Source organism: Niveispirillum sp. FG156 (genome assembly GCF_057809555.1).
Map to the genome: position 1 here is coordinate 175881 of NZ_JBMDKE010000006.1, position 14136 is coordinate 190016.

9 protein-coding genes and 1 pseudogene (1 of these 10 cut by a window edge) are annotated in these 14136 nt (G+C 66.1%); 3 read left to right on the forward strand and 7 right to left on the reverse strand.

What is annotated here, in order from left to right; genetic code table 11:
• From ACODSP_RS05620 to ACODSP_RS05640, 5 genes are all read right to left on the reverse strand, one after another.
• Nucleotides 1–1782 carry the start of a type I polyketide synthase gene (locus ACODSP_RS05620; protein WP_488964648.1) on the reverse strand. 2733 nt of this gene lie to the left of the window's left edge, so 1782 of the gene's 4515 nt are visible here — the first part of the coding sequence; it begins with the start codon at nt 1780–1782; its stop codon lies off the left edge, out of view.
• 2 nt (nt 1783–1784) lie between these two features.
• Entirely contained in the window at nt 1785–7400 is a 5616-nt protein-coding gene (locus ACODSP_RS05625) for an SDR family NAD(P)-dependent oxidoreductase (RefSeq protein ID WP_488964649.1), read from the reverse strand.
• Between the two features lie 20 nt (nt 7401–7420).
• A complete protein-coding gene (locus tag ACODSP_RS05630; RefSeq protein ID WP_488964650.1) occupies nt 7421–8485 on the reverse strand; it encodes a patatin-like phospholipase family protein in 1065 nt (354 codons plus the stop codon).
• A gap of 172 nt (nt 8486–8657) precedes the next feature.
• Entirely contained in the window at nt 8658–8882 is a 225-nt protein-coding gene (locus tag ACODSP_RS05635; RefSeq protein ID WP_488964651.1) for a hypothetical protein, read from the reverse strand.
• Between the two features lie 59 nt (nt 8883–8941).
• Nucleotides 8942–10117 (reverse strand): ArsA family ATPase, encoded by a 1176-nt coding sequence (locus tag ACODSP_RS05640; protein ID WP_488964652.1) that lies wholly within the window; start codon nt 10115–10117, stop codon nt 8942–8944.
• Nucleotides 10118–10333: 216 nt separating this feature from the next.
• Here ACODSP_RS05640 and ACODSP_RS05645 point away from each other — a divergent pair, with 216 nt between their 5' ends.
• Nucleotides 10334–11146, forward strand: a complete 813-nt coding sequence (locus ACODSP_RS05645; protein WP_488964653.1) for a thioesterase II family protein — start codon at nt 10334–10336, stop codon at nt 11144–11146.
• A gap of 26 nt (nt 11147–11172) precedes the next feature.
• The gene (locus ACODSP_RS05650; protein ID WP_488964654.1) at nt 11173–12162 is read left to right on the forward strand and encodes a patatin-like phospholipase family protein; all 990 of its coding nucleotides are present in this window, start codon (nt 11173–11175) and stop codon (nt 12160–12162) included.
• Here the strand turns inward: ACODSP_RS05650 and ACODSP_RS05655 are convergent.
• Nucleotides 12059–13033, reverse strand: a complete 975-nt coding sequence (locus tag ACODSP_RS05655; RefSeq protein ID WP_488964655.1) for a diacylglycerol/lipid kinase family protein — start codon at nt 13031–13033, stop codon at nt 12059–12061. The genes ACODSP_RS05650 and ACODSP_RS05655 overlap by 104 nt on opposite strands.
• Nucleotides 13034–13222: 189 nt before the next feature.
• On the opposite strand from ACODSP_RS05655, the gene ACODSP_RS05660 reads away from it, so the two are divergent.
• A complete protein-coding gene (locus ACODSP_RS05660) occupies nt 13223–13777 on the forward strand; it encodes an IS110 family transposase (RefSeq protein ID WP_488964657.1) in 555 nt (184 codons plus the stop codon).
• Here ACODSP_RS05660 and ACODSP_RS05665 read toward each other — a convergent pair.
• Nucleotides 13762–14064 (reverse strand): annotated as a pseudogene (locus tag ACODSP_RS05665) (integrase core domain-containing protein); the annotation flags it as partial. The gene ACODSP_RS05660 and the pseudogene ACODSP_RS05665 overlap by 16 nt on opposite strands.
• Nucleotides 14065–14136 lie beyond the last annotated feature (72 nt).

Sequence of the window (14136 nt, forward strand, 5' to 3'; positions counted from 1 at the left end):
GGACAGCAGTTCATCCACCAGCGACCGTTCCGTAAAGGGTTCGGCAGCGGCACTGATGGCCTGGAACGCATCGCGGAATATCGGATCATCGGCATACAGCGACCGGCCCATGCCCGGCCATTGCCCGCCCTGGCCGGGGAAGATCAGCACGGTGCGGCCCGGCCCGCCCCGCGTCCCCGCCGGCTGTGCCGCCAGCTTTCCGGCCAGTTCAGCCGTGGTGGCGGCACGCAGCACCAGCCGATGACGATAAGCATCGCGCCCGTGCCAGGCGGCACGGCAGAGGGCGGCCAGATCGGTATCGGGCCGCAGCCAGCCCGCCACCTGGCCCACCAAATCGCTCAACCCCTCGGCGCTGGCAGCCGACAGGGGCAGCAGATGGCCGGCTGCCCCCAGCCGGTCCACAGGCACCCCGGCATCACCCGTCGGTGCCGGTCCCAGCACGACATGCACATTGGCACCCGACCAGCCGAAGGCGCTGACGGCGGCATGGCGCGCCCCGCCTGTCCAGGCGGCGGGGGCGGCTGGCACGGTCAAGCCAGTGCCCAGATCAATATGCGGGTTCAGCCGGTTGAAATGCGCCATGGCGGGGATTTCCCGCTTTTCCACCGCCAGCACGGCGCGGATCAGTCCGGCAATACCGGCGGCAGCCTCCGCATGGCCGATATTGCCCTTCACCGAACCCAGCGCACAGGCAGCGACCCGCCCGCCGCCATAGACCCGCGCCAGGGCGTCCACCTCCACCGGGTCGCCCAGCGGCGTGCCCGTGCCATGGCATTCGACATAGCCGACATCGGTGGCAGCCACCGTGGCATCGGCCAGGGCGGCGCGGATCACCGCCTGTTGGGCCTTGCCACTGGGCGCGGTGATGCCGTTGGTGGTGCCATCCTGGTTCATGGCGCTGCCATGGATCACAGCCCGGATCGGGTCGCCATCGGCCAGCGCATCGGACAGCCGCTTCAGCACGACCACACCGCACCCTTCCGACCGCACGAACCCGTCGGCCCGTGCATCGAACGGCTTGCAGCGGCCATCGGGTGCCATCATGCCCATGGCGTCGGTGATCATCCCGAACAGCGGTGCCAGGATCAGGTTGACCCCGCCCGCCAGCGCCAGATCGCTTTCCCCAGCCCGCAGGCTGGCGCAGGCCAGATGCACCGCCGCCAGGGACGATGCACAGGCGGCATCCAACGCCAGGGCGGGGCCGCGCAGATCCAGCAGATAAGACAACCGCGCCGCTGCGATGGAATGCGAAAGGCCCGTCCCCAGATAGGCGTCCAGCCCGTCCGGCCGATCCAGCCGCAGATGCAACTGGGCGAAATCGTCATTATAGAGGCCCAGATACAGGCCCGTGGCGCTGCCGGCCAGCCTTGATGGGGGGATCAGGGCATCGGCCAGCGCCTCATGACAGACCTCCAGCAACAGGCGCTGGCGCGGGTCCATCGACCGCACCTCCCGCGGAGACAGGCCGAAGAACCCGGCATCGAACCCGTCAATATCGGGCAGGAACCCGCCCAGCAGGGCGGCATCGGGCACGGGGGCCGGCGCACTGGTGAAGGCCTTCAGCCGGGACGGCGGATAGGGGCCGATGGCGTCCTGGCCGTTGCGCGTCCTGTCCCAGAAATGCTCCGGCGTGTCGCCGCCGCCTGGATAGCGGCAGCCGATGCCGATGATGGCGACGGCGTGGTCGCGCCCGGCTTCCAACTCCGCCACGCGGGCCCGCAACTGGCGGATTTCCGCCAGCGCCCGACGCATCAGCGCTTCCTGATCGGCTGGTCCGGCCAAGCTCACGCCCTCCGCGCCGCCGGGGCGGCGTCCAACTCGCGCTCCAGCAGCGTCATCAGGTCTTCATCCTCCCCGGCATCCCGCTCCGGCGGTGGAGCAAGCTGTTCGGCTAGATAGGCGGACAGGGAGGCCGGGCCGGGATGGTTGAACAGGTCGACCGGGCGGATGGTCATGCCCAATGCCACCTCAAGCCGTTGGCGCAGCGCCATCAGCATCAGGCTGTCGATGCCCAGCGCCCGGAAAGGCCGGGCCATATCCAGGCCGGTCGCCGGCATGCCGGCCACGGCGGCTGTACTGCCCCGCACCAGCGCGTCCAGCCGCTGGCGCCAGTCGGCAGCCTTCCGGTCGAACGCAGGTTCCGCCACGGGTGACGGCGGCACGGGCACCGGGGATTTGTGTGGTAACAGCCGTGACAGCAGCGGTGCCGCGGCGGCAGCCGGATAGGCTGCCGCCCAGCGCTGCCAGTCCACAGCCATTACACCCTGTACGGGATCGGCGGTCGGGTCCCCGTCCGGCATGGACAGCAGCCGTTCCAGACAGGACAGCCCCTCGCGGATGGCGATGGACCGTACCCCGGCGGGGGCCCAGCCGGCACGCGCCGCCATGCCCACCTCTTCCCAGAAGCCCCAATTGACCAGGGTCACCTTCTCCCCCGCCCGCCGTCGCTGTGCCGCGATCCCGTCCAGCGCCGCATTGGCCGCCGCATAGGCACCCAGCTGCGGGCTGTCGATCAGGGTGGAGAAGGAGGAGAACAGGACCAGGAAATCCAGGCCCAGCCCCCGCGTCAACCGGTCTAGCCACCAGCCGCCCTGCAGCTTGGCCCGCAACAAAGCTGCCAGACCCGCCTCGTCCAGCGCATCGACGGGCAGTTGCTGCATGACGCCCGCGGCGTGCACCACACCGCGCAGACGCGGACGGACCTCCGCCGATGCCACCATCCAGGCCGTCAGGGCGGTGCGGTCCCCCACATCCAGCGCATCGACAGTAACGGTGACGCCGCGGTCGCGCAGCGCCTGCACGGCATCGGCCACCGCCCCCTGCACCGACAGGCCCGTGCGCCCCACCAGATCAATATGCCGTGCCCCCCGGTCGGCCAGCCATTGCGCCAGCGCCAAGCCCAGCCCGCCCAGCCCACCCGTCACCAGATAGCGCCCGTCCGCCGCCAAGGCCGGGACCGCCACCGGTGCCAGCAAGGGGCGCGGCGCCAGCCGGGCGGCCAGGGTCCGGCCAGCCCGCAACACCAGCCGCGTCTCCGCACCACCGGCCTGCAGGGCGCACAACAGGCCCGCCGCCTGGGCCGATGCCGGCAGGTCGGGGTCCAGGTCGACCATGCCATGCCACAGGCCCGGATACTCGGCTGCGATGGCCCCGCCCAAACCCCAGAACGGGGCCTGCAGGGGGGCCAGCCGCTGCTGGCCGGTCAGGGACCGGGCACCAGCCGTGATGACCGAAAGGCGGGTGCCCGGCATGGCGGCCAGCCGGGCCGCCAGGGAAGCCGCCGCCGCCAGACCCGCCGCCACGCCATCGGGATCGCCAGCGGACAGGGACAGGGCCCGCAGATCAATGACATGCAGGCCGGGCCAGTCGCACACGGTCTGCGCCGTCACCAGCCGCGCGCTGCCGCCGGCTGCGAAGATATGCCCGGCCAGCGCCATCGCCAGCCCGTCACCATCGCCGACCAGCAGCCAGTCATCGACAGCAGCAGGCGGGGACGGTTCAACAGGCTGCCAGTCCAGGCCATACAGCCCCAAGGGGGTGCGTGGTGCGGTCGGGCGGGCAGCCGGCAGATCGGGCCAGAAGCGGCTGCGCTGCCAGGGATAGGGGGCGGGCGACAGGAAACGACCGCCATCGGGATGCAGTGCCTGCCAGCCCGGTGCCAGACCCGCCACGTACAGCCGACCCAGGGCCGTCAGCGGGGCCGGGCCCTCCGCTGCATCGCGGCGCAGGGTGGCGGCCACCAGGGCGCCGGTGCCCACCAGGCCCCGTTCCATGGCAGGTGCCAACACGGGATGGGGCGTCACCTCCAGGAAGATGGCATCCGCACCGGCAAGGGCGGCAACCCCTTCCTGAAACCGCACCGGACGGCGCAGGTTGGACACCCAATAGGCCGCATCCATGGTGCGACCGTCCAGGATCGCCCCGGTGACGGTCGACAGCAGCGGCACCGCACCCTTGCCGGGCGACAGGCCATTCAGCGCCACCGCCAGCGGCTCCAGCAGCGGATCGACCTGACTGGTATGGGAGGCCACGTCAACGCGCACCATGCGCGCAAATGCCCCCTCCTGCTCCAGCATGGCGACCAGGGCGGCCACCGCCGTGGCAGGACCAGCCACCACTGTATCCGCCGGCCCGTTCCAGGCCGCCACGCAAAGCCCGACGGCCGATGGCAAACCCAGGCGGGCCAGTGCGGCCTCCGTCTCCTGCCCGCCCAGCCCGATCAGCGCCATGGCACCGCCAGCCCGGCCCTGGGCCAGCAGGCGGCTGCGGGTGCAGATGATGCGGGCGGCATCGTCCAGTGACAGGATGCCGGCGACGTGGGCCGCCGCCACCTCCCCCATGGAATGGCCGATGACGGCATCGGGCCGGATGCCCCATGCCGCCAGTTGCGCCGTCAGCGCCACCTGGATGGCAAACAGAAACGGCTGTATCGACGCCACATCATCATGACGGGCATCGTCCGCCGGGGCCTGCATCAGGTCCAGCAGATCGGGGCCGTCCTGGCGCGCCACCGCCGCCGCGCATTCCATGAAGGCAGCGCGGAAGGCGGGCTGGTCCATCAGGCCACGCCCCATGCCGGGCCATTGTCCGCCCTGACCGGGATAGGCCAGCACCAGCCGCCGGCGCCCTGCCACCACCCCCTGCCCAGCTTCCAGCCAGGCGGTGGCCGCCGCACGCAGACCAGCGGCATCGCTGGCGACCAGGGCGGCGCGCACCGCCCGGTGACTGCCGCGCAGGGCACGGCTCCAAGCCAGATCGGCAACGTTCCCCTGGAAATCCGCCAGTTGGGCGATACGGGTGCGCAGGGCCTCCGGACCGTGCGCGGAAACCGGTACCAGCATCGGGCGTGCGGTGGGTGTCGCCAGGCGTCCATGCTCGGCCAGATGGCGCAGGGTGGCGGACAGAGCGGCTGGGCCGCCATGGCCCCGTGCCAGGGTTCCCAACACGATGGCGGCATTGCCCACCGATTGCGCGATGGCCCGGCGCAACAGCGGCTGCGGCCCGACCTCCACAAAGATCGACACGCCGTCAGCGGCCAGCGCGCGGATTGTGTCGGCAAAGCGCACCGGCTGGCGCAGGGCCGTTCGCCAATAGGCGGCATCAGGCACCGCCCCCGCGCGGATGGTGGAACGGAATTCATGGTCGGGCCTGCCCAGGCGCAGATCGCCCAATCGGGCCGCGAACCCGTCCAGCACAGGGTCCAGCAGGCGGCTGTGATGGGGAACCGGCACCGCGACGCGGGTGGCACGCACCCCATCGGCCAAGGCTGCCGCCTCCGCCGCCGCGACGGCAGCCGACGCGCCCGCCAACACGGTCAGGGCGGGGCCGTTCAGGGCGGCAATATCCAGGTCCAGCCCATGGGCCGCGATCCAGTCGGCAGCGGCATCGGCGGCCAGCGCCACCTGCACCATGCCGCCCTTGCCCGACAGGCGCTGTTCGGCGGCGGCACGGTGGCAGACCAGGCAGCAGCCCTGTGGAAGGTCCAGCCAGCCGGCAGCAACGGCTGCCGCCATCTCCCCCGTACTGTGGCCCAGCACGATGTCAGGCGTCAGGCCCCACTGCACAAACAGCCGCCACAGCCCGACCTGCAGGGCAAATTGCACTGGCTGGGCGATGGCGGGCTCCGACGATGCCTCCCCCTCCGGTGCTGACAGGGCGCGCAGCACCGACCAGCCCAGCAGCGGCATCATGGCCGCGTCGCATTCCTCCACCGCCCGGCGGAAAACGGGTTCAGCCGTCAGCAGGTCGCGCCCCATGCCGGGCCAGACCCCGCCGCTGCCCGTGAAAATGAAGGCCATCCGACCGCCAGCCGCCCCGCTGGCGCGCAAGGGCAACTGTACCGGATCGACAGCGGGTGCTGCCTCCAGCACCACATGCGCGTTCGACCCGCCAAAACCGAAGGCGCTGACCCCCGCCCTGCGCGTGCCGCGCCCGTCCGGCCAGGGGCAGGGCCGGTTGACCAAGCGCAAACCCAGATCGGCAAAGGGAATGGTGGAACTGGGCCGGTCGGTATGCAAGGTGGCGGGAATAACGCCATCCTGCAGCGCCAGCACAGTCTTGATCAGCCCGGCGATGCCGGCCGCCGCCTCAAGATGCCCCAGATTGGATTTCACCGACCCGATCAGCAACGGTCGGTCAGCGGGACGTCCCGTCCCAAGCACAGCCCCCAAGGCACCAGCCTCGATCGGGTCACCCAGCGCCGTGCCCGTGCCATGCGTCTCCACATAGTCGATGTCGGATGGATCGATCCCGGCACGGCGGCAGGCATCGGCCAGAACGGCGCGCTGGGCGGCGGGATTGGGGGCGGTCAGACCGTTGCTGGCACCATCGCTGTTAACGGCACTGCCGCGCACCACGGCCAGCACCCGGTCACCATCGGCCAGGGCGTCGTCCAGCCGCTTCAGCGCCACGATACCGCCGCCCTCACCCCGGACATAGCCGTCCGCACCCTCGGCAAAGGGCTTGCAGCGACCATCGGGTGACAGGCCGCCGAACTTCGACATGGCCAGCGTGCTCTCCGGCCCGCAGATCAGATTGACACCGCCGGCCAGCGCCAGATCGCATTCCCCCGTCGCCAGACTGGCGCAGGCCAGATGCAGTGCCGTCAGAGCAGACGAACAGGCCGTGTTGACGGCCAGCGACGGCCCCTCCAGCCCCAACATATAGGAGATGCGGCCCGCCAGCACGCCATGGTCCTGGCCCGTGGCGCTATGCTGACGGAAATCCTCCAGACCCGGGGTGGCGATGCGGGCATAGTCACCCCACATGGCGCCGATGAACACGCCCGACCGGCTGCCGCGCAGGCTCTCCAGGGCCAGACCCGCCGCCTCGCACACCTCCACGGACAGTTCCAGGGCCAGGCGCTGCTGCGGGTCCATCTGCACCGCTTCCACGGGTGCGATGCCAAAATAATCCGCATCAAAACCGGCAATATCCGACAGAAAGCCGCCATGACGGCTGTTCATCCGGCCCGGTGCGGTACGGTCAAGATCGAACAGGGCATCGGCATCCCAGCGGTCGGTCGGCACCAGGCCAACCGCGTCCACGCCATTTTCCAACAACCGCTTGAAAGCCGACAGGTCGGGAGCGCCCGGAAACCGGCAGGCCATGCCGATGATGGCCACAGGCACGGCGCGCGACAGCTTTATCTGCGGACCACGACCGGGCAGCGGCACCTGACCGTCGGCAACCAGCCTTTGCGTCAGGGCGGCAATGGTCGGGCATTCCCAAAGCAGGGTGGGCGGCAATTCGCGGTCCAGAACCCTGGCCATCTCGGCTACGATGGCCAGGGCATTGGCACTATCGACACCCAGATCATGGAAGCTGCGCCCACGGTCGATCCGGTCCGGATCAATGCCGGCATGGCGTGCAACCACCGCCGCGACGCGGCGTTCCAACATGTCGGCTTCCGCCCCCAAGATCACGTCCCCTTGGCCGCGCCGGAAGCGCGAGGGCTGCGGGCCTTGCGGCGCGGGGACTGCGCGCCGGCCGGTTCTTCTGCCTCTTCCCCGTCATCCATCCAGCCGGATGCCTCGATCCAGCGAAAGGTGGGGTCAAGGTCGGCTGTCTTGCCCAGCAGAAGGGCCTTCTGACGCAGCTTGTCGACGGGGCTGTCGGCGCTGCCCCCATGGCTTTTCGATGGCGTCACCACGTTTTCCGGCCATGGATTCAGGCGGAAGAACGCGTTCCCACCCAGCAGCAGGGCGCATTGCTCCGTGACCAGTTCCATGGGCGCAGAGACCACCATATCGGTGAACAGGCCGGGATTGCCCGGCATGAACAGCCATTCGCCATAGCCCCAGTCCAGGTCGCAACCCTCTATGGCCGTTACCCCTGCACCGGTGCCCACCGACAGCAGCCTTGTTTCCGGCAGCACCGCGCTGGCCGCCATCCGCAACCGCTTCACCTCATGCAGCAACATGCAGAGTGCGGGATTGTTGGCCACGACGCCGCCATCGACATAGCCTTGGAAGATCGGAAAGGTGATGGGAAAGGCGCCGGTACGCACGCCGACATCGACGGCCAGTTCATCCGCATCCTCGGGGTCACCGCCATGGCTGTCGAACACCTTAGGTGCCCAGCCCCGATGGCCACCCGGCAATTGTTCATCCAGTTTCACGGTGACCGCGACCACGCGGTAATAAAGCTCCTTCAGTCGCCGGTTTCCCAGGCGGGACTGCAGGTACGCCTGCAGATTGGCATTGTCATAGATGGCCACCTTGCCAGCCAGGGCCCCCAGATCACGGCACAGGCTGCTCTCATAGATGGGGGCCGTTCCGTCCCACAGTTCAAACGCATCGCCCAGCCCGTCGGCAGGGTTCTCATGCGCTGCCATCAGCAGTGCGTTCATACCACCCGCCGATGTTCCGGCAAACGCATCGGCGCGCCCCAGGAATCCAGGGAACTTTTCCTCAATGCGTCGCAGCATGGTCAGTGTGGCCAGGGACAGCACACCCCCGCCATCCATCGACAATAGCCGTCTCATGCATGGCCTCCCTCAAAGTGACGTGAGCACACAGGGAAACGAAAGGGAAAAAAAGGAAATCTGTCACCAGCTATTCCCGCCGATGACCCACCCAACGCGTGCAAAGGCGGCAGCCCGTCTACACCAGCGGCGTGAGCGTCCGGCTCATGTCGCTGGTGGGCTCACGAACGCCTTACTCGACGGTGACCTTGCGCGGGCGGCGACCGCCCTCCAACAGCTTCAGACGGCGATCGATCACCTGCTGATAGCCGGACAGAATTTCCGACTGGGCTTTCAGATATTGAATCTCCAGGATCGACCGGGATTCCTCATCCAGCATCAGGGCGCCGTTCAGGCCACTGACCAGGTTGCCCAGCAATTTGCGCAGGCCACCGGCCTCTTCCTCGAAATCCTTCATGGAACATTCCTTCCTGCTAGCAGAATGTTGAGAGCATACACTCCCAACGAGAAAAAATCCTAGAACCTGATATGCAGAACGCCATCGACCATCTTTGCGCTCTGCACTTCCTTTGACAGGACGGAGCGCGGCAGCGGCACGTGCCGTTTGAAGGTGCCGATCCGGATGGTCAGATCCTCCTGATGGCGGCTGATATCCAAGTCGCTCTTTTCCACGAAGGGTAGGTTGATGGTCAGCAGATACCCCTCGCCCTCCTTGGTAAAGGTATAGGGGGCACCCTTATGATAAAACTGGGCCGGGTCGTCACCGCTGAACAGGGCGTCGGCCACGCGCTGCAAATTGCTCACACCGATCACTTCGTCATCGAACAGGGGCAGCGACACTGTCGGCACCGGATCGAAATATTCCCGTACCTCTTGAGCATAGGCAGTCTGCGCCTTCACCCAGCGCGAATAATAGCCGTCGGGCGTATCGGGCAACAGACGGTTGATGACGATGCGGTCGACCGCGACACCGTACATGTTGAAATACATGAAGGCGCGCTGCGTTTCACGGATCACCATCTTTTCCGCCTGGGTGACCAGGCGAACGCTTGTGGTCTCAGGGTCGACCAGCATCTTGTCGACGCCGGTGATGCGCTCGAACAGCTGCATCATGGCGGTGAAATATTTCTCGTCAGGCAACTTGTAGTCGGTGAAGCGCTTGGCGATGGGGCCGGCGAACCGCACAATGTTGCGGTCCACGTTGAAGCGCTTACGTACATACCATTCGATGGTAGAGGTCATGGATACGAAACGCAGACTCTCGCTGGTTGGCGGGCAATCCAGCACGATTACGTCGTATTTGCCTTCCGACATATATTTATTGACGTACATCAGGGCGATGACGTCTTCCATCCCTGGGATGACCGCCACCTCCTCCGCGATGACGTCCGTCAGGCCGGACGAGGTCATCAGCATGGCGAGATAGCGATAGATGTCGCCCCAGTGCTTCTCAATTTCCATCTGCACGTCGATTTCCTGGACGTCCAGATTCTCCGCCGCACGAACCGGTTCGCCGCCATTATGGTCGAACAGCCCGCGGGGCAGGTCGAAACAGTCGAACAGGCTGTGCGCCAGATCGAAGGAGACAACGATCGTGCGATGCCCCTTCTGCGCGCAGGCCAAACCTGTCGCTGCCGACACTGTGGTCTTGCCCACACCGCCCTTGCCCGACATCAGGATGATACGTGGCATCTCTATCCGTTTCGGCGGCGCCAAATGCGCCGCTTAAGATCATTAGGAAAGGCGCCCCAGGAAAAGCGGTTACCGTGGGCGTTGATTAATTCCCCTTAATCCATTAGCGGTGCAAAGGGCAAATGTTTTATATATGCGCTGCACACTGGTACGAGCCGGGCAGGCTTTCCCTGCCTATTCGCCAGTTATATTCATTTTGGCTAGGCATGTTCTGGAATGACTTATTCGAATATTACAAACGACCTTACATTGCCGAATGGCACCTTTTCAGGTGCCCAGACACCGTGGATCGTGCCCTGGCACCGGTCAGCACAGACCCGCGTGACGCTGGTGGCATTTCCCCATGCCGGTGGCACCGCCTCCATGGCCCGGCCCTGGCCGGGGGCTTTACCGGCCTGGGTGGACGTGGTGGCGGTGCAATATCCGGGGCGGGAGACACGATTCGGCGAAAAGCCATACAGCCGGGCCACACCAATGGTAGAAGCGATCGCTGATGCCTTGGTGTCCACGCTTTCGGGGCCGGTCTGTTTCCTGGGTCATTCGATGGGGGCGCTGCTGGCCTTTCTGACAGCCCGCCACCTAGCCGCCCGCGGGCACCGACCGCCCGATCATCTGATTGTGGCCGGTCGTCGGGCACCCCACCTGCCCGACCCCTTCGAACAGGCACATGCCCTGCCGCAGGACCAGTTCCTGGCCCGTCTGCGGCGAATGAACGGCACCCCCGCCGCCGTGTTCGACCATGCGGAGCTGATGGAACTGCTGCTGCCCATGCTGCGCGCCGATTTCGCAGTCAACGAGACCTACAAGCACGAGGATGACACCCCCGCCCCCTGCCCGGTCTCAGCACTTGGCGGCACGCGCGATCCGATGGCGCGACCCGACGAGCTGGAGGCATGGCAGGCACAGGCACCCCAGGGGTTGACCACGCGCCTGTTTGAAGGCGACCATTTCTTCCTTCGCTCCGCCCAGGCAGCGGTCCTGGAACATGTGACGGACATCCTGTCCAAGCTGACATCCCATGCCAGCTGAAGCAACACGAGAACGACCGAGGCGTCATGTCGACCATCCGTATCCTGGCGCTTGATGGCGGGCCGCGCGGCCTGCTGATGAACAGCATCCTGCTGCGGCTGGAGAATGAGCGCCCGGGCCTGCTGGACAGTATCGACATTTTCGCCGGCACCTCGGCGGGCAGCATCTCCGCCGCCCTCATCGCCGCCGCCCCCACCCCGCGCGAGGGCGTTAAGAACGCCATCGAGTTCTGGCGGCGCTGGCGGCCCTTTGCCCAATCAAAACAAAAGAATTCCCGTTCCTGGATGGCGCTGGCCGGGCTCAGCGCCTTTATGACGCATGCCTCGATCTACCGGAACCTGGAGGAGATGCTGGGGGATAGGCGGCTGTCCGACCTGCCACGCAAGCTGCTGATCCCCAGCTTCTGCCTGGATAATGAGGCGTCCTTGCGCGAAAGACGGCAATGGTCGGTGCGCATCTATCACAACCTGCTGCCCGAGCTGCTGGACGATGACGACCGTGTGCTGGACATCTGTATGCGGTCCAGTTCCATCCCCATGGTGCATCCTGTCTACCAGGGCCATATTGATGGGGGGCTGTTCGCCAACAATCCCGCCCTGTGCGCGGTGGTGACGGCCTTGGATTTCGAGGATACGAGCCTGCCGCAGGTGGAGGTTCTGTCACTCGGCCAGGGCATTACCAGCACCTACATGCCGCTGACGCGCGGCGATGTCGGCTATGGCAAGTGGATGCTGGACAAGGATAATCCCATCGCCATCATCAAGGTGGTAATGGAGAGCAACATGCAGGCGATCAATTACCAGTGCAGCCGCCTGTTGGAGGATCGTTTCATCCGCTTCGATCCCGTGCTGACCAGCGATGTCGAACCCGATCCCAAGCGCCCCTTCGCCGAGTACAATAACCGCCAAGAATTCATGGCGACACAGCTGGACCTGCGGCAGGTGTTGAGTCGGCTGGAAGCGGCGAACTGGCCGGCACGATTATCCGGCGGCGCTGCGGGTGCAGCGTCAGAGTGATCGGCAGCCGGGCTCCCAGATCGCCGTCCAGCTGAACCGGGGCGTTAGTATCATTCGCATCCAGAGCCTCCAGCACCACCCGGCGCGAAGGGATGATGCGCACATCGGGCAGCAGGTGGACCCGCCCGCGCAGCACGGCCAGCACATCGCGCAGCAGGGCGCGGCGGCTGGCCTGCGGGAATAGCACCACCTGCAGGCTGTCCGACGCCAGATCAGCCTCGCGCGCCAGGATGAAGCGGCCACCATAATGCCGCCCCTTGCATACCACCACCGATGCCGCCTCATATTCCCCATCATCCAGGATGACGCGGTAGCGCTGGCGACGGAAGCGCAGCAGACCCGCCAGACCGGCCAGGACATAGGCCCCCTTGCCGATGAAGCGTTTCAGCCGCAGGTTGGCACCGGCCACCACGCGCGCGTCATAGCCGGCACCCGCCATCAGCAGGAAGGCCCGGCCCCCACCCGTGCCCAGATGGATGCTGCGTTCCAGGCCACCCAACAGCGTATCGGCGATCGCGTCGATGCCACTACCAAGCCCGATCTCCGTGGCGAAGACATTGGCGGTACCGAGCGGGATCAGCCCGATGGGCAAGTCCATCTCCGCGGGCAGGCCGTTGAACACGGCATTCAGGGTACCGTCGCCGCCGGCCACGATAATGGCGTCCAGCGCCCCATGCTGGCCGATCCCAGCCGCCAGCTGCTCCACCGCGTCGCGTCCCGGTGCCTCCTGCAAAAGCACCTCCAGCCCGGCGCGGCGCAACCGTTCCAGGACAAGCACCATGCGGTCGCGGCGGCGTGGTGCCAGCCTGGCATTGAAGATGACCAGCATCCGCCCAAGGGTTGTCCGGCTGATCAGATCGGTATCCCCCACCCTGACATTCCTCCGCTTTAGCGCCGCCCACCCGCCATGCGGATATAGCGGCATTTCATCACAACTGACAGGGTGGCTGACAAGTGAAGCGGGATCAAGATGTGAACTGATGGTGTGGATGCCCCCTTCACCTGGGCATGGTTGGTTTCCAGGGCAAGGTTTCCAACGGGCTTCACACTGGAGGTCATCATGGAGGCGACATATTTGCTGGTGATCGACCTGGGCAAGCGGCATTTTCAGGTCTGTGGGACGGACGTTAGCGGCAAGGTGTTGTTCAATCGGCCTTTGTCGCGACTGAAGCTGATGGAATTTCTGGCAAAGCAGCCCCGTCGCATCGTCGCGATGGAGGCTTGTTCGACCAGCCATCACTGGGGCCGCATCGCCCAAGGTGCTGGGCACGACATGCGACTGATCGCACCGATCTATGTGAAGCCGTTCGTCAAGCGGCAGAAGGATGACGCGGCGGATGCCGAGGCCATCGCGGAGGCTGCCCGTCGCCCGAACCTGCATTTTGTGGCGGTGAAGAATGCTGAGCATCAGGTGCGGGCGGTCACCTTTCGCACGCGCCAATGTTTCGTGCGGCAGCGGACCTGGCTGATCAACGTCCTGTGCGGCCATCTGGCGGAATTCGGCATAGTCGCACCGGTCGGAGCCGCCAACATCAAGCATTTGGAGCAGGTAATCGGTGAACCGCGCCGGGATTGTCGGCTGCAAAAGTTCGTGAGTCGCGCCGCCAATTGCTGAGCGCTCACGGCGTCATGATAGCTTTGTTCAGCCTCGGCTGGCGGGATATTTCCGATGGGCTCGAGCAGACGGCGGTTGTTGAACCAGTCGACCCATTCGAGGGTTGCGTATTCCACGGCTTCAAAGGATTTTCATGGCCCCCGCCTGTGGATGAGTTCCGCCTTGTAGAGGCCGTTGACGGTTTCGGCCATGGCGTTGTCGTAACTGTCGCCGACGCTGCCGACGGATGGTTCGATACCGGCTAGGCTCAGCCGCTCGGTGTATCGGATGGACAGATATTGGCTGCCCGGAATTGTCTGTTCACCAGGGCAATCGCTTCAGGTTAACGGGATTATTATTTCCGGGCTATCGGTTCTGTG

What these genes read in the sequence shown, in the direction of transcription:
- ACODSP_RS05635 (WP_488964651.1), bottom strand. Translation starts at nt 8,882, where the DNA reads ATGAAGGATTTCGAGGAAGAGGCCGGTGGCCTGCGCAAATTGCTGGGC.
- ACODSP_RS05660 (WP_488964657.1), top strand. Translation starts at nt 13,223, where the DNA reads ATGGAGGCGACATATTTGCTGGTGATCGACCTGGGCAAGCGGCATTTT.
- ACODSP_RS05645 (WP_488964653.1), top strand. Translation starts at nt 10,334, where the DNA reads ATGACTTATTCGAATATTACAAACGACCTTACATTGCCGAATGGCACC.
- ACODSP_RS05625 (WP_488964649.1), bottom strand. Translation starts at nt 7,400, where the DNA reads ATGTTGGAACGCCGCGTCGCGGCGGTGGTTGCACGCCATGCCGGCATT.
- ACODSP_RS05640 (WP_488964652.1), bottom strand. Translation starts at nt 10,117, where the DNA reads ATGCCACGTATCATCCTGATGTCGGGCAAGGGCGGTGTGGGCAAGACC.
- ACODSP_RS05630 (WP_488964650.1), bottom strand. Translation starts at nt 8,485, where the DNA reads ATGAGACGGCTATTGTCGATGGATGGCGGGGGTGTGCTGTCCCTGGCC.
- ACODSP_RS05650 (WP_488964654.1), top strand. Translation starts at nt 11,173, where the DNA reads ATGTCGACCATCCGTATCCTGGCGCTTGATGGCGGGCCGCGCGGCCTG.